40 protein-coding genes are annotated in these 24,549 nt (G+C 46.9%); all 40 read right to left on the bottom strand.

Features of this window, described 5'->3' with window-relative positions:
* Positions 1-44: 44 nt before the first annotated feature.
* Positions 45-437, bottom strand: a complete 393-nt coding sequence (gene rpsI / locus OF158_RS00800; protein ID WP_013858111.1) for a 30S ribosomal protein S9 — start codon at positions 435-437, stop codon at positions 45-47.
* A gap of 21 nt (positions 438-458) precedes the next feature.
* Positions 459-896 carry a 50S ribosomal protein L13 gene (rplM, locus tag OF158_RS00795; protein ID WP_026684511.1) on the bottom strand — a complete coding sequence of 146 codons (438 nt, stop codon included), beginning with the start codon at positions 894-896 and terminating at the stop codon, positions 459-461.
* A 199-nt stretch (positions 897-1,095) separates the two neighbouring features.
* Positions 1,096-1,833 (bottom strand): tRNA pseudouridine(38-40) synthase TruA, encoded by a 738-nt coding sequence (gene truA, locus OF158_RS00790; protein ID WP_035182950.1) that lies wholly within the window; start codon positions 1,831-1,833, stop codon positions 1,096-1,098.
* Positions 1,830-2,639: an energy-coupling factor transporter transmembrane component T family protein gene (locus OF158_RS00785; RefSeq protein WP_014096482.1), complete on the bottom strand. Its 810-nt coding sequence runs from the start codon at positions 2,637-2,639 to the stop codon at positions 1,830-1,832. The genes truA and OF158_RS00785 overlap by 4 nt, the downstream gene beginning before the upstream one ends.
* Positions 2,636-3,505, bottom strand: coding sequence for an energy-coupling factor ABC transporter ATP-binding protein (locus OF158_RS00780; RefSeq protein ID WP_014096483.1), 870 nt, complete (start codon positions 3,503-3,505; stop codon positions 2,636-2,638). The genes OF158_RS00785 and OF158_RS00780 overlap by 4 nt, the downstream gene beginning before the upstream one ends.
* Positions 3,481-4,329 carry an energy-coupling factor ABC transporter ATP-binding protein gene (locus OF158_RS00775; RefSeq protein WP_014096484.1) on the bottom strand — a complete coding sequence of 283 codons (849 nt, stop codon included), beginning with the start codon at positions 4,327-4,329 and terminating at the stop codon, positions 3,481-3,483. Before OF158_RS00775 ends, OF158_RS00780 begins: the two co-directional genes overlap by 25 nt.
* Positions 4,330-4,860: 531 nt before the next feature.
* On the bottom strand, positions 4,861-5,277 hold the full coding sequence (gene rplQ, locus OF158_RS00770; RefSeq protein ID WP_014096486.1) for a 50S ribosomal protein L17: 417 nt from the start codon (positions 5,275-5,277) through the stop codon (positions 4,861-4,863).
* Positions 5,278-5,325: 48 nt separating this feature from the next.
* Positions 5,326-6,270 (bottom strand): DNA-directed RNA polymerase subunit alpha, encoded by a 945-nt coding sequence (locus OF158_RS00765; protein ID WP_014096487.1) that lies wholly within the window; start codon positions 6,268-6,270, stop codon positions 5,326-5,328.
* Between the two features lie 182 nt (positions 6,271-6,452).
* On the bottom strand, positions 6,453-6,842 hold the full coding sequence (gene rpsK / locus OF158_RS00760; RefSeq protein WP_013858103.1) for a 30S ribosomal protein S11: 390 nt from the start codon (positions 6,840-6,842) through the stop codon (positions 6,453-6,455).
* A 21-nt stretch (positions 6,843-6,863) separates the two neighbouring features.
* Positions 6,864-7,229, bottom strand: a complete 366-nt coding sequence (gene rpsM, locus OF158_RS00755; RefSeq protein WP_013858102.1) for a 30S ribosomal protein S13 — start codon at positions 7,227-7,229, stop codon at positions 6,864-6,866.
* Positions 7,230-7,250: 21 nt separating this feature from the next.
* Positions 7,251-7,364, bottom strand: coding sequence for a 50S ribosomal protein L36 (rpmJ, locus tag OF158_RS00750; RefSeq protein ID WP_003156543.1), 114 nt, complete (start codon positions 7,362-7,364; stop codon positions 7,251-7,253).
* 102 nt (positions 7,365-7,466) lie between these two features.
* The gene (gene infA, locus OF158_RS00745) at positions 7,467-7,685 is read right to left on the bottom strand and encodes a translation initiation factor IF-1 (RefSeq protein ID WP_013858101.1); all 219 of its coding nucleotides are present in this window, start codon (positions 7,683-7,685) and stop codon (positions 7,467-7,469) included.
* A 567-nt stretch (positions 7,686-8,252) separates the two neighbouring features.
* Entirely contained in the window at positions 8,253-8,903 is a 651-nt protein-coding gene (locus OF158_RS00740) for an adenylate kinase (protein WP_014096488.1), read from the bottom strand.
* Positions 8,904-8,952: 49 nt separating this feature from the next.
* Positions 8,953-10,245 (bottom strand): preprotein translocase subunit SecY, encoded by a 1,293-nt coding sequence (secY, locus tag OF158_RS00735; RefSeq protein WP_014096489.1) that lies wholly within the window; start codon positions 10,243-10,245, stop codon positions 8,953-8,955.
* Entirely contained in the window at positions 10,245-10,685 is a 441-nt protein-coding gene (gene rplO, locus OF158_RS00730; RefSeq protein WP_013858097.1) for a 50S ribosomal protein L15, read from the bottom strand. Before rplO ends, secY begins: the two co-directional genes overlap by 1 nt.
* Positions 10,686-10,715: 30 nt before the next feature.
* On the bottom strand, positions 10,716-10,895 hold the full coding sequence (gene rpmD / locus OF158_RS00725; RefSeq protein ID WP_014096490.1) for a 50S ribosomal protein L30: 180 nt from the start codon (positions 10,893-10,895) through the stop codon (positions 10,716-10,718).
* A gap of 13 nt (positions 10,896-10,908) precedes the next feature.
* A complete protein-coding gene (gene rpsE, locus OF158_RS00720; protein ID WP_014096491.1) occupies positions 10,909-11,409 on the bottom strand; it encodes a 30S ribosomal protein S5 in 501 nt (166 codons plus the stop codon).
* Between the two features lie 23 nt (positions 11,410-11,432).
* Positions 11,433-11,795: a 50S ribosomal protein L18 gene (gene rplR, locus OF158_RS00715; protein WP_014096492.1), complete on the bottom strand. Its 363-nt coding sequence runs from the start codon at positions 11,793-11,795 to the stop codon at positions 11,433-11,435.
* A gap of 31 nt (positions 11,796-11,826) precedes the next feature.
* A complete protein-coding gene (gene rplF, locus OF158_RS00710; protein ID WP_017551217.1) occupies positions 11,827-12,363 on the bottom strand; it encodes a 50S ribosomal protein L6 in 537 nt (178 codons plus the stop codon).
* A gap of 29 nt (positions 12,364-12,392) precedes the next feature.
* Positions 12,393-12,791: a 30S ribosomal protein S8 gene (gene rpsH, locus OF158_RS00705; protein WP_013858092.1), complete on the bottom strand. Its 399-nt coding sequence runs from the start codon at positions 12,789-12,791 to the stop codon at positions 12,393-12,395.
* A gap of 29 nt (positions 12,792-12,820) precedes the next feature.
* Positions 12,821-13,006: a type Z 30S ribosomal protein S14 gene (locus OF158_RS00700; RefSeq protein WP_014096494.1), complete on the bottom strand. Its 186-nt coding sequence runs from the start codon at positions 13,004-13,006 to the stop codon at positions 12,821-12,823.
* Positions 13,007-13,034: 28 nt separating this feature from the next.
* Positions 13,035-13,574: a 50S ribosomal protein L5 gene (rplE, locus tag OF158_RS00695; RefSeq protein ID WP_014096495.1), complete on the bottom strand. Its 540-nt coding sequence runs from the start codon at positions 13,572-13,574 to the stop codon at positions 13,035-13,037.
* Positions 13,575-13,579: 5 nt separating this feature from the next.
* A complete protein-coding gene (rplX, locus tag OF158_RS00690; protein ID WP_014096496.1) occupies positions 13,580-13,930 on the bottom strand; it encodes a 50S ribosomal protein L24 in 351 nt (116 codons plus the stop codon).
* A gap of 38 nt (positions 13,931-13,968) precedes the next feature.
* Entirely contained in the window at positions 13,969-14,337 is a 369-nt protein-coding gene (gene rplN / locus OF158_RS00685; protein WP_013858089.1) for a 50S ribosomal protein L14, read from the bottom strand.
* 47 nt (positions 14,338-14,384) lie between these two features.
* Positions 14,385-14,648: a 30S ribosomal protein S17 gene (gene rpsQ, locus OF158_RS00680; protein WP_013858088.1), complete on the bottom strand. Its 264-nt coding sequence runs from the start codon at positions 14,646-14,648 to the stop codon at positions 14,385-14,387.
* A gap of 20 nt (positions 14,649-14,668) precedes the next feature.
* Positions 14,669-14,872: a 50S ribosomal protein L29 gene (gene rpmC / locus OF158_RS00675; RefSeq protein ID WP_013858087.1), complete on the bottom strand. Its 204-nt coding sequence runs from the start codon at positions 14,870-14,872 to the stop codon at positions 14,669-14,671.
* Positions 14,862-15,296, bottom strand: coding sequence for a 50S ribosomal protein L16 (gene rplP, locus OF158_RS00670; protein WP_013858086.1), 435 nt, complete (start codon positions 15,294-15,296; stop codon positions 14,862-14,864). Before rplP ends, rpmC begins: the two co-directional genes overlap by 11 nt.
* Before the next feature lie 2 nt (positions 15,297-15,298).
* Complete coding sequence (gene rpsC, locus OF158_RS00665) at positions 15,299-15,955, bottom strand: 30S ribosomal protein S3 (protein WP_026104594.1); 657 nt, start codon at positions 15,953-15,955, stop codon at positions 15,299-15,301.
* Between the two features lie 3 nt (positions 15,956-15,958).
* On the bottom strand, positions 15,959-16,300 hold the full coding sequence (gene rplV / locus OF158_RS00660; protein ID WP_013858084.1) for a 50S ribosomal protein L22: 342 nt from the start codon (positions 16,298-16,300) through the stop codon (positions 15,959-15,961).
* Between the two features lie 17 nt (positions 16,301-16,317).
* Positions 16,318-16,596 carry a 30S ribosomal protein S19 gene (gene rpsS / locus OF158_RS00655; RefSeq protein WP_017551218.1) on the bottom strand — a complete coding sequence of 93 codons (279 nt, stop codon included), beginning with the start codon at positions 16,594-16,596 and terminating at the stop codon, positions 16,318-16,320.
* Between the two features lie 60 nt (positions 16,597-16,656).
* Positions 16,657-17,487, bottom strand: coding sequence for a 50S ribosomal protein L2 (rplB, locus tag OF158_RS00650; protein ID WP_014096497.1), 831 nt, complete (start codon positions 17,485-17,487; stop codon positions 16,657-16,659).
* A gap of 35 nt (positions 17,488-17,522) precedes the next feature.
* Positions 17,523-17,807 (bottom strand): 50S ribosomal protein L23, encoded by a 285-nt coding sequence (rplW, locus tag OF158_RS00645; protein ID WP_026684117.1) that lies wholly within the window; start codon positions 17,805-17,807, stop codon positions 17,523-17,525.
* On the bottom strand, positions 17,807-18,430 hold the full coding sequence (gene rplD / locus OF158_RS00640; RefSeq protein ID WP_014096499.1) for a 50S ribosomal protein L4: 624 nt from the start codon (positions 18,428-18,430) through the stop codon (positions 17,807-17,809). Before rplD ends, rplW begins: the two co-directional genes overlap by 1 nt.
* Positions 18,431-18,454: 24 nt before the next feature.
* Entirely contained in the window at positions 18,455-19,084 is a 630-nt protein-coding gene (rplC, locus tag OF158_RS00635; RefSeq protein WP_017551220.1) for a 50S ribosomal protein L3, read from the bottom strand.
* Between the two features lie 37 nt (positions 19,085-19,121).
* Positions 19,122-19,430, bottom strand: a complete 309-nt coding sequence (gene rpsJ, locus OF158_RS00630) for a 30S ribosomal protein S10 (RefSeq protein WP_013858078.1) — start codon at positions 19,428-19,430, stop codon at positions 19,122-19,124.
* A gap of 320 nt (positions 19,431-19,750) precedes the next feature.
* Entirely contained in the window at positions 19,751-20,938 is a 1,188-nt protein-coding gene (gene tuf / locus OF158_RS00625) for an elongation factor Tu (protein ID WP_014096502.1), read from the bottom strand.
* A 124-nt stretch (positions 20,939-21,062) separates the two neighbouring features.
* The gene (fusA, locus tag OF158_RS00620; protein ID WP_026684118.1) at positions 21,063-23,141 is read right to left on the bottom strand and encodes an elongation factor G; all 2,079 of its coding nucleotides are present in this window, start codon (positions 23,139-23,141) and stop codon (positions 21,063-21,065) included.
* Between the two features lie 49 nt (positions 23,142-23,190).
* Positions 23,191-23,661 carry a 30S ribosomal protein S7 gene (gene rpsG / locus OF158_RS00615; RefSeq protein WP_013858074.1) on the bottom strand — a complete coding sequence of 157 codons (471 nt, stop codon included), beginning with the start codon at positions 23,659-23,661 and terminating at the stop codon, positions 23,191-23,193.
* A gap of 36 nt (positions 23,662-23,697) precedes the next feature.
* Positions 23,698-24,117, bottom strand: coding sequence for a 30S ribosomal protein S12 (rpsL, locus tag OF158_RS00610; RefSeq protein ID WP_014096504.1), 420 nt, complete (start codon positions 24,115-24,117; stop codon positions 23,698-23,700).
* A 96-nt stretch (positions 24,118-24,213) separates the two neighbouring features.
* The gene (locus OF158_RS00605) at positions 24,214-24,462 is read right to left on the bottom strand and encodes a 50S ribosomal protein L7ae-like protein (protein WP_014096505.1); all 249 of its coding nucleotides are present in this window, start codon (positions 24,460-24,462) and stop codon (positions 24,214-24,216) included.
* Positions 24,463-24,549 lie beyond the last annotated feature (87 nt).

The raw sequence follows: 24,549 nt of genomic DNA, 5'->3' as shown, positions 1-24,549 counted from the left end.
ACCCTCCCCACATAAGTGAAGAGAGCCTTTGAAGTGCCAATAATTTAACGTTTCGAGAACTGAGGTGCACGACGAGCGCCTTTGAGACCGTATTTCTTCCGTTCTTTCATACGGGCGTCACGTGTCAGAAGGCCTGCGCGTTTTAACACTGCACGGTATTCAGGATCAGCCTGCAGCAATGCGCGGGCAATACCGTGGCGGATTGCGCCAGCTTGGCCTGTGAAACCGCCGCCTCTTACGTTTACGAGAACATCGTAGCTGCCGTTTGTTTCTGTTATATTCAATGGTTGTTTAATCACTTCAACTAAAGCTTCGAACGGAATGTAATCTTTTACATCACGCCCGTTCACCGTAATATTGCCATTTCCAGGAACTAAGCGGACACGTGCAACAGAACTTTTGCGGCGTCCAGTTCCGGCGTATTGTACTTGTGCCAAAATAATGCCCTCCTTTTAAAATTATCCGCGAAGTTCGTAAACTTCCGGTTTTTGTGCTTCATGCGGATGCTCTGTACCAGCATACACATGTAATTTTTTAAACATTTGGCGTCCAAGAGAACCTTTCGGAAGCATGCCTTTAATAGCCAGTTCCAGCATTTTTTCCGGATATTTCGTTCGCATTTCGCCTGCTGTACGTTGTTTCAAACCGCCTGCAAACTGGCTGTGACGGTAGTAAATTTTGTCTTCCAGTTTTTTGCCTGTCAATTCTATTTTAGAAGCATTCAAGATGATCACATGATCGCCCGTATCCACGTGCGGTGTGAAAGTTGGTTTATGTTTGCCGCGTAAAATGGATGCCACTTCAGAAGCGAGGCGCCCAAGGGTTTTGCCTTCAGCATCCACTACGTACCATTTACGTTCAACGTCGTTTGCTTTTGCCATATAAGTCGTACGCATGAGTTACCCTCCTAAAAAATATTCACAAAAACACAGTCATGATCTATTGTCATTATCACAATAAGTTTCCGGGGCTTATCGTGGAGTTAAAAAACAATACCATAGGTTATAATATCGTTTTGGGGCAAGAATGTCAAGTGAATGTTACGCCTGGCCCGGTTGTTTTTATCTTCTTTTGATCATGCGGATTCATGCTCCGTCAATAAGATACTTTCCATAAATACAACCCTTCCGGCGCCGCGGTTTTGCCCGCATAAATCCGGTTCCGTTTTTCAAGGATTTCGCGCATTTCACCGGGGTCGCGTTTGCCACTTCCGATTTCAAGCAAAGTGCCGGTTAAGATCCGTACCATATTGTATAAAAAACCGTTTCCTTTAAAACAGATCACCAATTCATCGTCCTGCTGCAAAAACCGAATCTCTTTTAACGTACGAATCTTGTCTTCCACCTCTGTTTTCGCTGAACAAAAACTCGTAAAATCATGGGTGCCGAGCACGGTCTCAGCTGCTGCTTCCATCGCCTCGATATCAAGCGAATACCAGACCCTTAACGCGTAACGGTGCTTAAACGGACTGCGGACATGAGAAAAATAGATCCGGTAGCGGTATTCCTTCTCTTTTACCGAGTAGCGGGCGTGAAAAGCAGGGTCCGCATATGCCGCTTTCGAGACCGAAATATCGCCTGGAAGCAGGCTGTTTAAAGCGGCCGGCCAGCTTGTTTCCGGAATAGAAAGATCCGTATCGAAATGGATCACCTGCCCCATCGCGTGCACGCCGGCATCCGTCCTTCCGGAAGCCGCCGTTTTCACGTGGCGGCCTTTATGAAGAGTGGCCAGCGCCTTTTCAATTTCCTGCTGGACCGTCCGCTGCCCCGGCTGGACCTGGTACCCCGCGAATCGGGAACCATCGTAACTGACCGTACATTTTACGCGCTTCATAAAATCCCCCCGTCACGGAACAGCACGAGCAGGACAATAACGACGGCCAGCGCACAAATGGACAGCGTATCAGCCGTACGCCAGACGAGCAGGCGGTATTTCGTCCGCCCCTCCCCGCCCTGGTAACCCCGGGCCTCCATTGCCGTTGCCAGCTCTTCCGCACGTTTGAACGAACTGACAAACAGCGGAATTAATAGAGGAATAATGGCTTTCACCCGGTCTTTTATACTCCCGCCGGAAAAATCGACACCCCGGGCCATCTGCGCCTTCATGATTTTTTCCGTCTCGTCCATTAATGTCGGAATAAACCGCAGGGAAATGGACATCATTAATGCCAGTTCATGGACCGGAAATTTTACTTTCCGGAGCGGCGCAAGCAGCATTTCAATCCCGTCTGTCAGCGAAATCGGCGTTGTCGTCAGCGTCAAAAGCGATGTTAAAAAGATCAGCAGCATAAACCTGAGCGAAATAAACACACCCTGCCGGATCCCTTCACTATAAATATGAATAAATGCATAATGGAAAACAAGGCTGCCCTCGCGATTGAAAAATAGCTGCAGAAAAAAAGTAAAAATGACCAGCCATAAAATCGGCAATAACCCTTTAATAAAAAAGCGGACAGGAACTCTTGAAACCAGCATCACAAGCAAGGTAAAGATTACCAGAATCCCGTAGGTGACCGCATTATTGGCCAAAAATACAATACAAATAAAGACAAATACAAAAATCAATTTTGAACGTGGATCCATCCGGTGAATGACGGAATCGCCCGGAATATAGCGCCCGAAAATCATTTTTTCCATCATACGCGCCCACCCCGTTTCAAAACCGATTGCAATGCTTCCGCAAGTTCTTCCACTGTCAGGCATGTCTTATTGAACTTCATACCGGTTTTTTCCTCGAGCATCGTCTGGAAGCGGACAATCTCCGGCACGCTTAATCCCCATTTTTCAAGCAATCCAGGATCGGAAAAGATGTCACGGGGTGCGCCTTTTTTCATCAATTTCCCCTGATGCAAAATGACGAGTTCATCGGCATATAGGGCGGCATCTTCCATGCTGTGGGTAACAAGCACAGTCGTTAAATGCTTCTTCTGGTGCAATTCGTAAAACATGCCCATCATCTCGTGGCGCCCGCGCGGATCAAGCCCGGCAGTCGGCTCGTCCAGCACAAGCACGTCCGGTTCCATCGCAAGCACACCAGCGATGGCAACTCGCCGCATTTGCCCGCCTGACAGGTCAAACGGCGATTTTGCAAGAATCTCTTCTGAAAGCCCGACAAGCCGGATGAGCTCCCTCGCCCGCTGTTTCGCTTCTTTTTCCGGAACGCCGAAATTCTTCGGGCCGAAACAGATGTCTTTTTCCACCGTTTCTTCAAACAGCTGGTGTTCAGGAAACTGGAACACAATCCCGACTTTTTGCCGGATCGCCTTCAAGTTTTTTTCCTTTTTTCCGGCTTCAATCACCCGGCTGCCGATTGTTACTTTTCCTTTTGTCGGCTGAAGCAGGGCATTCAAATGCTGCAGCAGCGTCGATTTACCTGAGCCGGTATGCCCGATCACGGCGATATAGCGGCCGGACGGGATGGCGAGGGAAATGTCATAGAGTGCAAGCCTTTCAAACGGCGTATTCGGCTGATACCGGTATTCTACTTGTTCAAATGCAATGTCCATAGTGCATCCACCAATTCTTCATCTGTTAAATAAATTTCCGGTAAGTCCAAGCCCCTTGCTTTTAGCGCTTTTGCCATTTTGACCGGGAACGGAATATCAAGGCCAAGCGCAGTCAATGTCTCATCCATTTGAAAAATGTCACGCGGTGTGCCTTCCCGGTAGACCTCGCCGCGGTTCATCACGATCATCCGTTCCGCCTGGGCAGCTTCTTCAAGATCATGGGTAATCGAAATGACGGTCAGCCCTGCTTCTTGTTTCAGCTGTCGAATCGTCTCCAGCACTTCTTTGCGGCCGACCGGATCGAGCATGGACGTGGCTTCATCCAAAATGATCACTTCCGGCTTTAGCGCGATGATCCCGGCGATCGCCACCCGTTGTTTTTGCCCGCCTGATAAATGGTGCGGTTCGCGGTCCAGAAAGTCCGACATCCGCACCCGCTTTAAGGCATCATGGACGCGTTTCACCATTTCCTCACGCGGCACACCGTGATTTTCCAGCCCGAATGCGACATCATCCTGAACGGTTGTACCGACAAACTGGTTGTCGGGATTTTGAAACACCATGCCGACGCGCCTTCTGATCTCCCAGACATTTTCATCCGACAACTTGAGGCCGGAAACCGTTATCGTGCCCTTTCCGGGAAACTGCAAGCCGTTTAAGAGCCTCGCCAGCGTAGACTTTCCGGATCCGTTATGCCCGACAATGGCCAGCCACTCGCCTTTATAAACTTGAAAAGAAATATTTGTTAGTGCATACGTTTCCTGTTCCGGGTAACGGAAGGAAACCTGGTCGATGTCAATGATCACGTTCGTGCTGTCTGCCAATGCCGGATTCCTCCTCTGTAACCTGCTTTTTAGCACGGTTAAAACATGCTAAGCAATCCTTCGCTATTCTCTTCAACTTCATTTCCATCCTGATGGCGGCACCGCAAAGTTGCTTGGGTGTTTACCCAGCCTTTATGCGCCTCGCCACGCGTCAGCAACAGCCCGTTTACAAACGGCTTCTCTTCCGAACGATGATAACCAATGTTTCGCCCGTTTGCTTGTATTTATATTTTACCGTATTGTCGTGCAGTTTGGCGGGTAAAATATCCCCATAATAAAAAAGCCTGCACCCCTCTTCAGTGTAGACGTTAACAATCCGGCGCACAGAAATAAAAAGGGGTGCAAGAGCTAGACGGGCACAAAATGCGCCCATCGTAACACTCACAGTTTATTGCATCACACATAAACGAAAGGGTTTCGCAAGTACAGACCATCCCAGCGCTGCAAAGTCTGCGATTACAAACCGAAAAAAGATAGAAAAAGGGCAAAGAAGCAGTTAAGAACCTTTCAACTGTCCAGCCCTCAAGAAAATCATTCGTTTACTTGCTCTTGATCTTGCTCTTGATTCTGATCTTGCTTTTCTTTTTCAACGAATTCAATAATGGCAACCGGTGCACCATCTCCGCGGCGCGGGCCTACTTTCAAGATGCGGGTGTAGCCGCCCCGGCGATCCGCGTAACGTTCTGCAATGACCGAGAATAATTTTTGAACAGCATCCTGTTTTGTTTCTTCGTCAGCTGTTTCATGGCGTACAAATGCAGCAGCCTGGCGACGGGCATGAAGATCACCGCGTTTTCCAAGCGTAACTAATTTTTCAACAACTGAGCGTAATTCTTTTGCGCGTGCTTCAGTTGTTTCGATACGTTCATTAATGATAAGGTCTGTTGCCAAATCGCGCAGTAATGCTTTACGTTGGGCGCTTGTGCGTCCTAACTTTCTGTAAGGCATGAAGTTCCCTCCCTTATGTTGGATTAATCGCTTTGCCTTCTAACCGGCTCAGTCGTCTTTACGCAAACCTAAGCCCAAATCTTCGAGCTTTGCTTTGACTTCTTCAAGGGACTTGCGGCCAAGATTCCGGACTTTCATCATATCTTCTTCCGTTTTATTGGCCAGTTCCTGAACGGTATTGATGCCGGCACGTTTCAGGCAGTTATAAGAACGGACTGAAAGATCAAGTTCCTCAATTGTCATTTCAAGCACTTTTTCTTTCTGGTCTTCTTCTTTTTCCACCATAATTTCCGCATTTTGTGCTTCATCTGTCAGTCCGACGAAGATGTTCAAATGCTCGGTTAAAATTTTGGCGCCCAAAGCAATTGCTTCTTTCGGGCCGATGCTCCCGTCAGTCGTGACATCCAGTGAGAGCTTATCATAATTGCTGATTTGCCCTACCCGGGTATTTTCGACCTGGTAGTTCACGCGTTGAACCGGGGTATAAATAGAATCTATTGGAATGACACCAATTGGATGGTCTTCCCGCTTATTTTGATCAGCAGGAACATAGCCGCGGCCTTGGTTGGCGGTCATGCGCATACGCAAATGCCCGTTTTCGGCAACCGTCGCAATATAGAGATCCGGATTTAAAATCTCCACATCGCTGTCATGCGTAATATCGGCTGCTGTCACAGCGCCTTCTCCCTGAACATCAATCTCAAGCGTTTTTTCCTCATCGGAATAGATTTTTAATGCCAGCTTTTTGAGGTTCAAAATAATGCTGGTCACATCTTCAACAACGCCTTCAACTGTCGAGAATTCGTGCATCACGCCATCGATTTGGATGGAAGTGACAGCGGCACCCGGGAGTGAGGATAATAGGATACGACGTAAGGAGTTACCCAAAGTAGTACCATATCCACGCTCAAGCGGTTCTATGACGAACTTGCCATAAGTAGCGTCATCGCTGACCTCAACCGTTTCAATTTTTGGCTTTTCAATTTCGATCATTCAAATTAACCCTCCTTCAAAACGTCGAAACCCCGTATAGCACCCCAGAAAGAGCCCTATTCGAAATTCCCCATGCAAAATTCCCTATTATGCATAACAACTGGATCATTCAAATCATTTTTTTTGCAGATTATGCATCATATCCCATTATTGACAAGGATACAAAATCTATACAAAAAAAATCAGACACGGCGACGTTTTGGCGGGCGGCAACCATTATGCGGCACAGGTGTTACGTCTTTAATGGCTGTAACTTCAAGCCCGGCAGCCTGCAGGGCACGGATGGCGGCTTCACGGCCTGCACCAGGTCCTTTTACAGTTACTTCCAAAGACTTCATCCCATGTTCCATCGATGCTTTCGCGGCTGTTTCAGCAGCCATTTGTGCAGCAAACGGCGTTGATTTACGGGAACCTTTGAAACCGAGCGCACCGGCACTGGACCATGCAACAGCATTCCCATGCACATCCGTGATCGTAACGATTGTATTGTTAAAAGTGGAACGAATATGAGCGACTCCTGATTCAATATTCTTTCTTACGCGGCGTTTACGCGTATTTGTTCTGCGTGCCATATGAACAACCTCCTTTGCTTATTATTTCTTCTTACCGGCAACCGTTTTACGCGGGCCTTTGCGTGTACGGGCATTGTTTTTTGTGTTTTGCCCGCGAACAGGAAGACCGCGGCGGTGGCGGAGACCTCTGTAAGATCCGATTTCCATCAGGCGTTTAATGTTCAGAGAAACTTCACGGCGAAGGTCTCCTTCTACTTTCAGCCTGTCCACGATGTCACGAATTTTGTTTACTTCATCCTCTGTTAAGTCGCGGACGCGTGTATCTTCAGAAATTCCGGCCTCAGCAAGAATTTTTTGTGCAGTTGATTTACCAATTCCGTAAATGTATGTTAAAGAAATAACAACACGTTTATCACGTGGAATGTCAACACCGGCAATACGAGCCATACAGGTGCACCTCCTTCAAATTTATCCTTGTTTTTGTTTGTGTTTCGGATTTTCACAGATTACCATTACTTTGCCTTTTCTGCGGATAACCTTGCATTTTTCGCAGATCGGCTTCACAGATGGTCTAACTTTCATGGTTTACCCTCCTTAATATACGGAGTACAAGCCCGGTACCTTTTTTCCAAACAGATTCCCCAGGCAGACTTTCCGTTTCACCGAAAAAGCCGTGTATCTACATTATTTAAAGCGGTACGTAATTCTACCGCGGGTCAAATCATACGGAGACAGTTCAACTGTTACTTTATCACCCGGCAAAATGCGGATAAAGTTCATCCGGATTTTTCCCGACACATGTGCAAGAACAGTGTGACCATTTTCTAATTCTACCTTAAACATGGCATTCGGCAAAGTTTCGCTCACAATGCCCTCAACTTCAATAACGTCATCTTTCGCCATCGAACTTTTCTCCCTCCTCCTAACATTTAGGACCTGGCAATGATACTTTTCCAAAACCTTAAAACGATCAGGCTCGCCAAAACTCCCTCTTCAGGAAGCGGTCGGCCTGCTGCATATTCACGTAAACCGGCTGATCCGAGGGGCCGGCAAGAGCTGATAAACGTTCCCAAGGTTACATGGTTCTTTCATGTCAGTCTTGACCAATCCCATGTCCGGCATACATGTGAACGAACGAAAGCCATTTGCACAGAATTGAATTGCATGAGAGACGTTCGAATGACGCTTACTGGCAATCCTGACAACGGAAGCCGCCTTCCTCATCTATTGATTACAAGTTAACGGATGAAGCAAATCGCCAATAAAACAGAGCCGTCATTTCACCCGTGAAATATCCAGCGGTGAAAATGCCACGAAAACCATTATAACCTTTTTAAGCGGAAATTGCATCAAACTTGAAAAGTTTTTTACCGTCAGGACATGGCCGAAAAGCCGGCCGGTTAAAACTTCCAAAGGTGGTTTCCATCCAACGTGATTGCGGCTCTCATGAATTCACCAAGTCGTTCACGTTTAACCCAGTTGGCTCAGCAATTGATCGATATCCGCAAAAACTTGATGAATATCCTGCTGGCCGTTTACATTCCGCAAATAGCCTTTTTCCTCATAAAAGTCCAGTAGCGGCCGGGTTTGTTTCATATTGACATCGAGCCGGTTCCCGACAGTTTCTGCGTTGTCGTCCGCCCGTTGGTACAGCGGGCCGCCGCATTTGTCGCAAACGCCCTCCGTTTTTGGCGGATTAAACACGAGATGGTAAGTCGCACCGCAATGTTCACAGATTCTCCGGCCGGTCAGCCGCTCTGTCAGAATCTCCCGGTCCACCTCAATATTGATGACATAGTCAAGCTGTTTGCCAAGGCTGCTTAAAATATTTTCCAAAGCTTCTGCCTGGGCAACCGTCCGCGGGAAACCGTCAAGCAGGAAGCCATTTTTGCAGTCATCCTTGCTTAACCGTTCGCGCACGATCCCGATCGTTACTTCGTCAGGGACCAGTTCGCCTTTGTCCATAAAGGACTTGGCTTTAAGCCCCAGCTCCGTTTCTTCCTTTATTGCCGCCCGGAACATGTCTCCGGTGGAAATGTGAGGAATGGCATACTTATCAATGATTTTTTCGGCTTGAGTCCCTTTACCGGCTCCGGGAAGGCCCATTAACACTAGATTCATCGTACAGCCCCCTTATTCCTGACATGGTCTCAAAAAAACGAAACCATTTTTATTTGATAAAGCCTCTGTAATGGCGTTTAACAAGCTGTGCTTCCAGTTGCAGCATCGTTTCAAGCGCAACCCCGATCACAACGAGCAGGCTTGTGCCGCCGATTCTGGCGGAAGCCGGGAGCCCGATGACATTCGTGAAAATGACAGGCAGAATGGCAATCACAGCAAGAAAGATCGAACCGACAAATGTCAGCCGGTATAAAACCGAAGTGACATATTGCTGTGTGTTTTTGCCCGGGCGGATCCCCGGAATATAGCCGCCTTGTTTCTTTAAATTGTCGGCAAGCTGCTCCGGATTGACTTGTACGAATGCGTAAAAGTACGAGAAAGCGATAATCAACGCCACATAAATCAAAGCTCCGACCGGTTTTGTATAATCAAAAATATACTGGATGGTGCTTGCCACACTGCTGGAACCGAAAAACGAAGCGATCGTCTGCGGCGCAATAATGAACGAAATCGCAAAGATAACCGGAATGACCCCGGCAGCATTGACCTTTAAAGGCAAATGCGTTGACTGCCTGCCGGTTGTTGCCCTGCCGGAAATGTGCTGGGCATACTGGACCGGTATCTTTCTCGATGCCTGCTGGAAATAGATGACTCCGACCACAATGGCCAGAATAATCAATGCAAGAAAAGCCAGCAAAACAATCTTCAAAAACAGCTGGGAACCGGCATTTTCAATTTGCTGCGCGTAAATCTGGTTGATGGCTGTCGGAATCCCGGCAATAATGCCGGCCATAATCAAAATGGAAATCCCGTTTCCTACACCTTTGGCCGTAATTTGTTCGCCAAGCCACATTAAAAATGTGGTGCCGGCTGTCAGCGTAAGTGCGATGATCAAATACGTCCAGAAACCGGACTTCGTAATCAGTGCCCCTTGCGCCAAATTATTAAAGCCATATGACATGCCGAAGCCTTCAATCAAAGCCAGGATAACCGTAAAATAGCGTGTAAACTCATTCAGCTTACGACGCCCCACTTCACCCTGTTTTGCCCACTCGGCAAACTTCGGCACAACATCCATTTGCAAAAGCTGCACGATAATGGAAGATGTGATATATGGCATAATGCCCATTGCAAAAATGGAAAAGTTCTTCAGCGCACCGCCCCCAAAAGTGTTTAGAAAACCAACTAAACCGTTTTGGGTGGAGGCATCCAAAACGGAAGCATCCACATAAGGAACAGGAATAAAGGCTCCTATGCGGAATACGACCAGCATGAGGAGGGTGAAAATAATTTTATTTCTTATCTCACCCACACGCATAAAATTGGCGATTGTCTTGAACATTAAATCACCTCGGCTGTACCGCCGGCAGCTTCTATGGCTTCTTTGGCAGCAGAGGAGAATTTATGTGCTTTTACGGTCAATTTTTTCTCAAGTTTGCCGTTTGCAAGCACTTTTACACCCGATTTTTCCTTGCTGATGACACCTGTTTCCAATAAAAGAGCAGGCGTTACTTCCGTGCCGTCTTCAAAACGGTTTAAAACGTCAAGGTTCACAATGGCATACTCTTTACGGTTAATGTTCGTAAAACCACGTTTTGGCAAACGGCGGAACAACGGGGTTTGACCGCCTTCAAAACCGAGGCGTACACCGCCGCCGGAACGAGCGTTTTGACCTTTGTGCCCTTTGCCGGCTGTTTTTCCGTTGCCGGAACCAATACCACGACCGACACGGTTGCGTTTTTTACGGGATCCTTCTGCAGGTTTTAATTCATGAAGTTTCATGGTTGCACCTCCTTATCTTAAAATCGAAAATTATTGTTCCGATACGGAAACAAGATGGGACACTTTATTGATCATGCCGCGAATTGCAGCATTGTCTTCTTTCTCAACAGTCTGGTTGACTTTGCGCAGGCCGAGCGCTTTTACCGTTTCGCGCTGATCCTGCGGGCGGCCGATGACACTGCGGGTGAGGGTGATTTTCAATTTTGCCATGAGCGTTCCCTCCTTAACCTAATAATTCTTCGACAGATTTATTGCGCAGTTTCGCAACTTCATCCGCACGCTTCAATTGTTTAATGCCGTCCATTGTAGCACGGATCATGTTAATCGGTGTGTTTGAACCAAGCGACTTGGACGTAATATCCGCAATACCCGCAAGTTCAAGGATCGCACGGACAGGGCCGCCGGCGATAACACCGGTACCAGGGGAACCCGGTTTCAGCAAGATTTTGCCTGCACCGAAGTGGCCGACAACTTCGTGCGGAATCGTTGTGCCCGAAATCGGTACCTCAACAAGATTTTTCTTCGCATCTTCAACAGCTTTGCGGATCGCATCCGGCACTTCCTGCGCTTTGCCGGTTCCAAATCCGACATGTCCGTTCCGGTCGCCAACAACGACAAGTGCGGAAAAGCGGAAACGGCGTCCCCCTTTTACCACTTTGGCAACGCGGTTAATCGTAACAACACGTTCTTCTAACTCAAGTTTGTTTGGGTCAATACGTAGCATGTAAAATTTCCCCTCCTTTTTGATTAAAATTGTAATCCGTTCTCACGGGCTGCATCGGCAAGCGCTTTGACACGGCCATGATAGAGGTATCCGCCGCGGTCGAAAACAACTTCTTTGATGCCTTTTTCCATTGCGCGCTTTGCAATCAATTCGCCCACCTTTTGTGCAGCTTCCGCATTGCCGGTTGACTCAAGGCTCAACTCTTTATCGAGCGTGGAAGCGCTGGCCAGTGTGACGCCATTTGCATCATCAATCAATTGGGCATAAATATTTTTGTTGGAACGATAGATATTCAGGCGCGGACGTTCAGCCGTTCCGCTTAATTTTGCGCGGACGCGTGCATGCCTTTTTTTGCGTACTTGATTTTTATCCGGCTTCGTGATCATCGAATTCACTCCTTTCTCATCCTAGGCGGCATTATTTACCGGTTTTACCTTCTTTTCTGCGTACATATTCGCCTTCGTAACGAATCCCTTTGCCTTTATAAGGTTCAGGCGGACGGACATCGCGAATGTTGGCGGCAAATGCGCCGACGCGTTCTTTGCTTACGCCTTTTACGACAATTTTTGTATTGGAAGGCACTTCGACTTCCAGGCCTTCTTCCGGTTCAAATTCAACAGGATGGGAGTAGCCGACGTTCAATACGAGTTTTTTGCCTTGTTTTTGGGCGCGGTATCCAACCCCGACCAGTTCCAAAGATTTTTCGAAGCCTTTCGACACGCCGTCCACCATGTTTGCGAGCAGTGCGCGGGTCGTTCCGTGCAAAGCGCGGTGGTTTTTGCTGTCTGAAGGGCGTGTTACGTGAATGATATTGTCTTCTACGGTAATGTTAATATCAGGGTTGAAGCTGCGGGTCAGCTCACCTTTAGGCCCTTTAACCGTAACTGTATCTCCGTTAATGGTTACCGTAACGCCGGATGGAATTTCAACCGGTTTTTTTCCTATACGTGACATAATTTACACCTCCGTTCAACGTCAAATAATTACCAAACGTATGCTAAAATTTCTCCGCCGACATTGTTTTTCCGTGCTTCTTTGTCGGTTAAAACGCCCTGAGAAGTAGAAACAATTGCGATGCCAAGTCCGTTCAGCACTTTCGGCACTTCACCTGCTTTTGCGTATACGCGCAGGCCCGGTTTGCTGATACGCTTGATCCCTGTAATGACGCGTTCGTTGTTTGCGCCGTATTTCAGGAAGATCCGGATAATCCCTTGTTTGTTATCCTCGATATATTCAACATCACGCACGAAACCTTCACGTTTTAAAATCTCGGCGATCTCTCTCTTAATCTTGGAAGCCGGGACTTCCAATTTTTCATGACGCACTGTATTTGCATTACGGATACGCGTAAGCAAATCTGCAATCGGATCAGTCATGACCATTTCTTTTACCTCCTTCCCAAATTCGGGTTTTACCAGCTGGCTTTTTTCACGCCAGGAATTTGACCTTTATATGCAAGTTCGCGGAAACAAATACGGCAAAGTTTAAATTTACGAATGACGGAATGCGGCCGGCCGCATCGTTCGCACCGCGTATAAGCCTGAACTTTATACTTCGGTTCACGTTTTTGTTTCGCAATCATTGATTTTTTAGCCACGTTTTCGCCTCCCTTTTTAGCGTCCGCTTTATTTTTGGAATGGCATTCCGAGCAGGCCTAACAGTTCACGTGATTCTTCGTCCGTGTTCGCAGTGGTGACAATGACGATGTCCATCCCGCGCACTTTGCTGACTTTGTCGTAATCAATTTCAGGGAAGATCAGTTGCTCTTTAATGCCGAGTGTGTAGTTTCCGCGGCCGTCAAACGATTTTTTCGATACGCCGTGGAAGTCGCGCACACGCGGAAGCGAAACTGAAATCAGTTTATCGAGGAATTCGTACATGCGCTCGCCGCGAAGCGTTACTTTTGCGCCAATCGGCATCCCTTCACGAAGGCGGAAACCTGCGATTGATTTTTTCGCTCTTGTCACAACCGGTCTTTGGCCGGAAATCAATGTTAATTCTTCTACTGCATTGTCGAGCATTTTTGCGTTTTGAACAGCATCACCAACACCCATGTTGATCACGATCTTTTCAACTTTAGGCACTTGCATAACGGATGTATATTGAAACTTGCTTGTTAAAGCAGGAATAACTTCTTTTTCGTATTTTTCTTTTAGGCGGTTCATGTCGCTTACCTCCCTTCTTCTTCAGGCTTTTTCTTAATTTCCTTAAGCACGCTTAGAACTTCACCGGATTTTTTTGCTACACGCACTTTTTTGTCGTTCCTTATTTCATATCCGACACGTGTCGGCTCATTTGTTTTCGGGTCAATCGGCATCACATTTGACACGTGAATGGGCGCTTCCATGTCGAGAATACCGCCCTGAGGGTTTGCCTGGGAAGGTTTTGCGTGTTTTTTGACAACGTTCACGCCTTCCACAATCACACGGTTTTTTTTCGGATATACCGCAAGGATCGTCCCGGTCTTGCCTTTATCTTTGCCGGAGATCACCATTACCTTGTCACCTTTTTTGACATGCATTACAATCGCACCTCCTTGATTGTCACAAACTATATCGATTAAAGTACTTCCGGAGCCAGTGATACGATTTTCATGAAATTGTTGTTGCGCAGTTCGCGTGCAACCGGCCCGAAAATACGCGTGCCGCGAGGGCTCTTGTCGTCACGGATAATGACGCATGCATTTTCATCGAAACGGATATAAGAACCATCGCTGCGGCGCACTCCGCTCTTTGTACGGACCACAACAGCTTTCACCACATCGCCTTTTTTAACAACGCCTCCAGGTGTTGCTTGTTTTACCGTAGCAACGATGACATCTCCGATATTCGCAGTTTTTCGGCCGGATCCGCCTAATACTTTAATCGTTAAAACTTCACGTGCACCTGAGTTGTCAGCTACTTTTAAACGGGTTTCTTGTTGGATCATCCTCGTTTACCTCCCTTCGGAATCAACCGTATCCGAACTGATACAAATTAGATAATGACTGCTTTTTCAACGATTTCCACCAGGCGGAAACGTTTTGTAGCAGATAACGGGCGTGTTTCCATGATTCTTACGATATCGCCGACTTTGGCTTCGTTATTTTCATCATGTGCCTTGAATTTTTTCGAGTATTTTACGCGTTTGCCGTACAGAGAATGTTTTTTGTAAGTTTCTACAAGAACAGTAACGGTTTTATCCATTTTGTCGGATACGACACGGCCGGTGTATACTTTGCGTTGGTTGCGTTCACTCATGTATCGCGAACCTCCTCCCATTATCGGTTGTTAATTCCAATTTCTCTTTCACGAATGACGGTTTTCATGCGGGCAATCGATTTACGAACTTCACGAATGCGGGCAGTGTTCTCTAATTGTCCAGTCGCAAGCTGGAAGCGAAGGTTGAACAGCTCTTCCTTCAGCGACTTTACTTTTTGTTCAATTTCGGCAGTGGTTAAGTCACGAATTTCTTTAGCTTTCATTAGATTCACCACCAATTTCTTCACGTTTTACGAACTTGCATTTAATCGGCAGCTTGTGGGACGCAAGGCGTAAAGCTTCGCGTGCAACTTCTTCAGGAACACCGGCAATTTCAAACAAAATCTTGCCCGGTTTCACAACAGCCACCCAGCCCTCAGGCGCACCTTTACCGGAACCCATCCGGACTTCAAGCGGTTTTGCTGTATATGGTTTATGAGGGAAAATTTTTATCCATACTTTACCGCCACGTTTCATATAACGTGTCATCGCAATACGGGCAGCTTCGATTTGGCGGTTTGTAATCCAGGAAGCTTCCAAAGCCTGCAAACCATATTCGCCAAATGCAACTTCAGTGCCGCCTTTTGCACGGCCGCGCATTTTTCCGCGGTGTTCACGGCGGTATTTTACACGTTTAGGCATCAACATGATCAGTTTCCCCCTTCCTCGGTTTTTTTCTTAGCAGGAAGGATTTCCCCACGGTAAATCCAAACTTTTACGCCCAGTTTTCCGTAAGTTGTATCTGCTTCAGCATGTGCATAGTCAATATCCGCACGAAGCGTATGAAGCGGAACTGTACCTTCGCTGTAATGTTCTGCACGGGCAATATCCGCACCGCCCAAACGTCCTGAAACCTGCGTCCGGATTCCTTTTGCACCGGCACGCATGGCGCGTTGAATCGCCTGCTTCTGCGCACGGCGGAAAGAAACGCGGTTTTCCAGCTGGCGGGCAATGTTTTCCGCAACAAGTTTTGCATCAATATCTGCTTTTTTAACTTCGACAATGTTAATGTGGACTCTTTTTCCTGTTAAAGCATTCAGCGCTTTACGCAATGCTTCTACTTCCGAACCGCCTTTACCGATCACCATGCCCGGTTTTGCCGTACGGATTGTAATGTTGACACGGTTTGCAGCACGTTCAATTTCCACGCCAGAAACAGAAGCATCCGCAAGGCGCTTTGCGATATATTCACGAATTTTAATGTCTTCGTGCAATAGATCGGCGTAATCTTTTTCTGCGTACCATTTCGATTCCCAGTCACGAATCACTCCGATTCGCAAACCGATAGGATTTACTTTTTGACCCACCAATTATCCCTCCTTTTGATCTGATACTACAATCGTAATATGGCTCGTGCGTTTGTTGATCTGGCTTGCGCGTCCCATTGCACGCGGCCGGAAACGTTTCAATGTAGGCCCTTCATCGACATAAGCCTTTTCCACAACAAGGTCATTTGCGTCCATATCGTAGTTGTGTTCTGCGTTCGCAATCGCAGAGTTGAGTACTTTTTCAATAACCGGCGAAGCAGCTTTAGGCGTAAATTTCAAAATCGAAAGCGCTTCTCCTACTTGCTTTCCTCGAATTAAATCAATTACCAGGCGTGCCTTACGAGGAGCAATACGGACTGTTTTCGCGACAGCTTTTGCTTGCATTGGAATACCTCCTCCCGTTAGCGTCTTGTCTTCTTATCGTCACCGGCGTGACCTTTGAATGTGCGTGTCGGAGCAAACTCACCGAGCTTATGGCCGACCATATCTTCCGTGATGTATACCGGAACATGTTTACGGCCGTCATAGACAGCGATTGTGTGGCCGACAAATGCAGGGAAAATCGTCGAACGGCGTGACCATGTTTTGATCACTTGCTTCTTGTTGGATTCGTTCAATTTTTCCACTTTCACCATTAAGTGATCGTCAACGAAAGGCCCTTTTTTCAGACTGCGACTCATGAATAGTCCTCCTTCCTGATTAGAGCTACGGTTCAAGCTGTGAACCGTAGTTCAACAGCGTTATTTTTTACGGCGCCGTACAATAAATTTATCTGAAGTATTCTTCTTCTTGCGCGTTTTGTAACCAAGTGTCGGTTTACCCCATGGTGACATTGGTGATTTGCGTCCGATTGGTGCTTTTCCTTCACCACCGCCGTGCGGGTGATCGTTCGGGTTCATAACAGATCCGCGGACAGTCGGGCGTACACCCATCCAGCGTTTGCGGCCTGCTTTACCGATGTTGACCAGTTCGTGCTGTTCGTTACCAACCTGGCCGACCGTTGCGCGGCAAGTTGCAAGAATCATGCGCACTTCACCGGAATTCAGGCGGACAAGCACATATTTGCCTTCTTTACCAAGCACTTGTGCAGAAGTACCGGCAGAACGGATCAATTGGCCACCTTTGCCCGGTTTCAATTCAATATTATGGATGACCGTACCAACAGGAATGTCAGAAAGCGGAAGTGCATTTCCGACTTTAATATCTGCATCCGGTCCGGACATAATTTCCATGCCGACAGTTAAATTTTTTGGTGCAAGAATGTATCGTTTTTCACCATCTGCATAGTGAATCAAAGCAATATTAGATGAGCGGTTCGGGTCATACTCAATTGTGGCAACGCGCCCTGGTATACCATCTTTATCGCGTTTGAAGTCGATAATCCGGTATTGACGCTTATGACCGCCGCCCTGATGACGAACAGTTAATTTCCCCTGGTTGTTGCGGCCTGCTTTTTTCGAAAGCGGAGCAAGCAGTGATTTTTCAGGCTTATCCGTCGTGATCTCCGCAAAATCCAAAGCCGTCATGCCGCGACGCCCATTAGAGGTTGGTTTGTATTTTTTGATCGCCATGTTTTTCCCTCCTCTTCAAGTTTGATGGAACGTATTTAAACCTCAAAGATTTCAATTTCATTGCTGTCAGGTGTTAGCGTAACAACTGCTTTGCGGCGCTTGTTAGTATAGCCAGTATAACGGCCCATGCGTTTGAACTTGCCTTTGTAGTTCGCAACATTCACTTTCGCAACTTTGACGCCGAAAATTTCTTCCACAGCATCTTTGATTTCTGTTTTATTCGCTTTGACATCTACTTCAAATGTATATTTCTTATCTGCCGTCAATTCCATTGAACGTTCAGTAATCACGGGGCGCTTCAAAACATCACGTGCATCCATTAACCAAGCACCTCCCCTACTTTTTCAACAGCGGATTTTGTCATGATCAATTGATCATGGTTTACAACATCCAAAACATTTACGCCTGTTGCTTCAACAACCGTAATACCCGGAATGTTGCGTGCAGACAATACCACATTTTCGTTCAATCCGTCTGTGACAACAAGTGCTTTTTTATCCACGGACAAATTTTTCAGGACAGCAATAAAATCTTTTGTTTTTGGCGCATCAAAATTTAATGCGTCCAGAACCAAAATATTGTTTTCCCGTACTTTTGACGATAGAGCGGATTTAATCGCAAGACGGCGTACTTTTTTCGGCAGTTTGTAGCTGTAGCTGCGTGGAACAGGCCCGAAAACCGTACCGCCTCCGCGCCATTGCGGGGCACGAATCGATCCTTGGCGTGCGCGTCCTGTACCTTTTTGCCGCCATGGTTTACGTCCGCCGCCGCGTACTTCAGAACGGCCTTTTACTTTGTGAGTACCTTGGCGGAGCGATGCCCTCTGCATGATGATCGCTTCAAATAAAACATGTTCATTCGGTTCGATGCCGAATACAGCGTCGTTTAATTCCACTTCACCGACTTGGGAACCGTTTTGGTTGTATAGAGCTACTTTTGGCATTCCTGTTTCCTCCTTTCTTTACAATTATTTTGCTTTTACAGCTGCTTTAACTGTAACCAAAGCTTTTCTCGGACCAGGAACGTTACCTTTAATCAAAAGCAGATTGCGTTCTGCATCCACTTTGACGATTTGCAGATTTTGAACGGTAACCCGTTCTCCTCCCATGCGTCCAGGGAGTGCTTTTTGTTTGAAGACGCGGTTTGGCGCAATCGGACCCATTGAACCGGGACGGCGGTGGTAACGCGAACCGTGAGCCATAGGACCGCGGTGTTGTCCGTGGCGTTTAATGACGCCTTGGAATCCTTTTCCTTTTGTAACACCGGTAACATCTACAATGTCACCTTCTGCAAAAATATCTACTTTGACTTCTTGACCAACTTCAAAATCACTTGTGTTTACGCCGCTGAATTCGCGGATGAAGCGCTTAGGTGCCGTATTGGCTTTCGAAACATGCCCTGTTTCCGGTTTGTTTGCCAGGCGTTCCGGTTTGTCGGCAAATCCGAGCTGGATCGCTTCATAGCCGTCCGTTTCAACTGTTTTCTTTTGCAGCACAACGTTTGGTGTTGCTTCAATTACAGTGACAGGAATAAGATCGCCGTTCTCGGCAAAAACTTGGGTCATACCGATTTTTCTTCCTAAGATTCCTTTGGTCATCAGTCACACCTCCTGTTAAATATGTCATGTTTTATCATTAAAGTTTAATTTCAATGTCAACGCCGGATGGCAGATCCAACCGCATCAGTGAATCAACCGTTTGCGGGGTTGGATTTACGATATCAATCAAACGTTTGTGTGTACGCATTTCAAATTGTTCACGAGAATCTTTGTACTTGTGGACAGCACGCAGAATGGTGTAAACAGATTTCTCAGTCGGAAGCGGAATCGGTCCGGAGACGTTTGCACCTGATCGTTTTGCTGTTTCTACAATTTTCTCTGCAGACTGATCCAGAATTCTGTGATCGTATGCTTTTAATCGAATGCGAATTTTTTGTTTTGCCATTATTTTCCCTCCTTTTTCGCCTATTTGCTAATAGACATTCTCCATGGAAATTTTCCTGGCCCACGCGCCATGGCAAAGCGGCCGGGTGTGCCAGCAACCTCCCACTTCATCGCAGTCAAAGACCAACATAAAAAATTATACACAAAAACCGGGTGTAATGCAACATAAACTTTGATATACTGCTGATTTCAGCAACTTTTTTTATTATACAGGCCTTGTGGCGCAACATCAAGTTTTGGAAAATATTGCTGCAACCCGGACTCGTAAGCATGGAAAAAGCCCGGCCGGGATAACCTGGCCGGGCTTTTTTTAATAACCGATTAAGCTTCGATAGCGGAAACAGAACCGGCGCCAACTGTACGGCCGCCTTCACGGATCGAGAATTTTGTTCCTTCTTCGATCGCGATAGGGGCAATCAATTCAACGCTCATTTCAACGTTATCACCAGGCATAACCATTTCAACGCCTTCAGGCAGCGTAATAATGCCGGTAACATCCGTTGTACGGAAGTAGAATTGCGGACGGTAGTTAGAGAAGAAAGGAGTGTGACGTCCGCCTTCTTCTTTCGTTAATACGTAAACTTGTGCTTTAAATTTTGTATGCGGTGTAATAGAACCCGGTTTCGCCAAAACTTGACCACGTTGGACTTCTTCACGTGCAATCCCGCGGAGAAGTGCACCGATGTTGTCGCCTGCTTCAGCATAGTCGAGCAGTTTGCGGAACATTTCAACGCCGGTAACCGTTGTTTGTTTCGGTTCGTCGTTCAAACCGATGATTTCAACAACATCGCCAACTTTCAATTGACCGCGTTCTACACGACCGGTTGCAACTGTACCACGGCCGGTGATGGAGAATACGTCTTCAACCGGCATCATGAACGGTTTGTCTGTGTCACGTTGCGGAGTCGGGATGTATTCGTCAACAGCATCCATCAATTCAAGGATTTTTGCTTCGTATTCAGGGTCGCCTTCAAGAGCTTTCAAAGCAGAACCTTTGATAACCGGCACTTCATCGCCAGGGAAGTCGTATTCAGAAAGAAGGTCACGAACTTCCATTTCAACAAGTTCAAGCAATTCTTCGTCGTCCACCATGTCGCATTTGTTCAGGAATACAACGATGTAAGGCACACCAACTTGGCGGGACAAAAGGATGTGTTCACGTGTTTGCGGCATTGGGCCGTCAGCAGCGGATACAACCAGAATCGCACCGTCCATTTGTGCAGCACCCGTGATCATGTTTTTCACATAGTCAGCGTGTCCAGGGCAGTCAACGTGTGCGTAGTGGCGTTTTTCCGTTTCATATTCAACGTGTGCAGTGTTGATGGTAATACCACGTTCGCGTTCTTCCGGAGCACCGTCAATTTGGTCATATGCCCTTGCTTCTGCTTTCCCTTGTTTTGCAAGAACAGCAGTAATTGCAGCAGTCAAAGTCGTTTTACCATGGTCAACGTGACCGATTGTTCCAATGTTACAGTGTTCTTTAGAACGGTCAAATTTTTGTTTAGCCATCAGGAAATCCTCCTTAATATTTTGGATTGAGTAAGTATATGGATGCTTTAAAGCTGAAAGGACAGCTTTAAAGCGCTTTGAACCAATCTAGTAAAGTTATACTTCATTGAAGGCAAGAAATCAATTATTCGCCTTTATTTTTTTTGATGATCTCTTCCGCAATAGACTTCGGCACTTCTTCATAATGATCAAATGTCATAGTGAAGACACCGCGTCCTTGCGTGCTGGAACGAAGTGCTGTTGCGTAACCGAACATTTCGGACAATGGAACCATAGCACGGACAACCTGGGCATTTCCGCGTGCTTCCATTCCTTCTACACGACCGCGGCGGGCTGTAACTTGTCCCATGATGTCGCCGAGATATTCTTCCGGAATGACGATTTCCACTTTCATCACAGGTTCGAGCAGGACCGGATCACATTTGGATGCTGCATTCCTTAATGCAAGGGAAGCAGCCACTTTAAACGCCATTTCACTCGAGTCAACATCGTGGTAAGAACCGTCATACAGTTTTGCCTTAATGTCAACGAGCGGATAACCGGCAATTACACCGCGCTGCATGGCATCTTCAAGACCGGATTGAATCGCCGGAATGTATTCGCGCGGAACGACACCGCCGACAATCGCATTTTCAAACTCAAAGCCTTTTCCTTCTTCGTTTGGTGAAAATTCAATCCACACATCCCCGTATTGCCCGCGGCCGCCAGACTGGCGTACGAACTTACCTTGGACTTGTGCCGATTTGCGGAATGTTTCACGATATGCAACTTGTGGCGCACCGATATTGGCTTCGACTTTAAATTCGCGTTTCATCCGGTCGACGATGATATCGAGGTGAAGCTCACCCATTCCTTCGATGATCGTTTGTCCTGTTTCCGGATCCGTATGGGCACGGAAAGTCGGGTCTTCTTCCTGCAGTTTTTGCAGCGCAGTCGTCATTTTATCCTGGTCGGCCTTCGATTTTGGTTCAACCGACAGCTGGATAACCGGTTCTGGAAATTCCATCGATTCAAGGATGACCGGATTGTTATCGTCGCAAAGCGTGTCGCCTGTTGTCGTGTCTTTTAAACCGACAGCAGCAGCAATATCTCCGGCATAAACCTTGTCAATTTCTTTCCGGTGGTTTGCGTGCATCTGCAAAATACGCCCGATGCGTTCGCGTTTGTCCTTTGTCGAGTTTTTGACATAAGAACCGGCGCTTAATGTACCTGAATAAACACGGAAGAATGTCAGTTTACCAACGAACGGGTCTGTCATGACTTTGAAGGCCAAAGCCGCAAATGGCTCATCATCGCTGGAATGCCTGAATACTTCTTCCCCTGTATCCGGAAGCGTCCCCTTGATGGAAGGAACATCCGTCGGCGCAGGCAAATAGTCAACAACCGCATCCAACATTAATTGGACACCTTTGTTTTTAAATGCCGAGCCGCACAGTACCGGGAAGAATTCAACATTACAGGTTGCTTTGCGGATCGCAGCTTTCAGTTCTTCTTTTGAAATCTCTTCTCCGCCAAGATATTTTTCCATAATATCTTCATCAACTTCAGCAACTGCTTCAAGCAGTTTTTCATGATATTCTTCCGCCTGGTCACGGTACTCATCCGGAATTTCGCGTACTTCAATTTTCGTGCCGAGATCATCACCGTAGAAAGTAGCGTTCATTTCAATAAGGTCAATGATCCCTACAAAGTTGTCTTCGGCACCGATCGGCAATTGGACCGGATGCGCATTTGCCTGCAGACGATCATGCAGGGTGCTGACAGAATATAAGAAATCAGCCCCGATTTTATCCATCTTATTGACGAATACAATCCGTGGTACACCGTAAGTCGTTGCCTGGCGCCAAACGGTTTCGGTCTGAGGCTCAACGCCGGACTGGGCATCGAGGACAGCAACCGCACCGTCAAGGACACGAAGGGAGCGTTCAACTTCAACGGTAAAGTCCACGTGTCCCGGGGTGTCAATGATGTTGATGCGGTGGTCATTCCATTGTGCTGTAGTAGCAGCGGAAGTAATCGTAATCCCGCGCTCCTGTTCCTGCTCCATCCAGTCCATTTGAGACGCACCTTCATGCGTTTCGCCGATTTTATGAATACGGCCGGTATAATAAAGGATGCGCTCGGTTGTTGTAGTTTTACCGGCATCGATATGCGCCATGATACCGATGTTACGAGTCTTTTCTAAGGAGAACTCTCTTGGCATCTCGTACTTTCTCCTTCCTTAATAGGTGTAATGTAGGAGTATCGGAATATTACCAGCGATAATGCGCGAACGCTCTGTTTGCTTCCGCCATTTTATGCGTATCTTCGCGTTTTTTCACGGCAGCGCCTGTATTGTTGGCCGCATCCATGATTTCGTTCGCCAGTCGTTCTTCCATTGTTTTTTCTCCGCGGAGGCGGGCATAATTGACCAGCCAGCGAAGCCCTAAAGTTGTCCGGCGTTCCGGGCGCACCTCAACCGGCACCTGATAGTTTGCACCGCCGACACGGCGAGCTCTTACTTCAAGTACAGGCATAATGTTTTTTAATGCCTGGTCAAAAACTTCCATTGGATCTTTGCCAGTGCGTTCACGAATAATATCAAAGGAAGAATACAGGATCGTCTGGGCTTTCCCTCTCTTGCCGTCGATCATCATTTTGTTGATTAAACGTGTGACCAGTTTCGAATTGTAAATCGGATCCGGTAATACGTCGCGTTTTGCGACAGGTCCTTTACGTGGCATAAATGATCCTCCTTTCAAGTATGGTTATCGTTCTTATTATTTCTTTTCTTTCGGTTTTTTCGTCCCGTATTTGGAACGGCCTTGTTTCCGGTTGTCAACACCGGCAGTGTCAAGCGCGCCACGCACGATGTGGTAACGTACACCAGGCAGGTCTTTTACACGTCCACCGCGGATTAAAACAACGCTGTGTTCCTGCAGGTTATGGCCGATACCAGGGATATAAGCCGTTACTTCAATCCCGTTTGTTAAACGGACACGGGCATATTTACGAAGCGCCGAGTTCGGTTTCTTCGGCGTCATCGTCCCAACACGCGTACATACACCGCGTTTTTGGGGTGAAGAAAGATCGGTATTGATTTTTTTGAAACTGTTATAGCCTTTATTCAGCGCAGGTGACTTAGATTTCTCGATTTTTGATTTACGAGGTTTGCGCACCAATTGGTTAATAGTAGGCATCTGTTTTTCCTCCCTTCGAACAATTTAAGTCCACACATCCAGGTGGTTCATTTAATGGCAAAAACAAATTTTTGCGGTTTCTCCCGCAAAAAGTGTTTAATAAATAAGTGCAACAGCTGCAGCTCCGACTTCAATGCCGCACACTTTTCCAAGTTGTTTTTTCGACTCGGCATACGTAACCGGCACATTGAATTGTTCGGCAACGGAAATGACTTTGCCCGTAATATTCGGATCAGCATCTCTGGCAACGAGCAGTTCATCCACATTTCCGGACTTTATCGCTTTCGCTGTTTGTTTTGTCCCTACAACAATTCTTTTCGCCTGATTTACTTTTTCATAAGACATCGCAATATCCTCCAAAGTATACAGGTATTCATAGGAGCACCTTGAATATATTATCACTTTGAAAATCCAAAGTCAACATCCTGTGTA

The organism is Weizmannia sp. WK01 (assembly GCF_025905465.1).
Classification (GTDB): domain Bacteria; phylum Bacillota; class Bacilli; order Bacillales; family Bacillaceae_C; genus Weizmannia; species Weizmannia faecalis.
The sequence above is the reverse complement of the archived record's forward strand: the minus strand, read 5'-3'. Positions and strand labels throughout refer to the sequence as shown.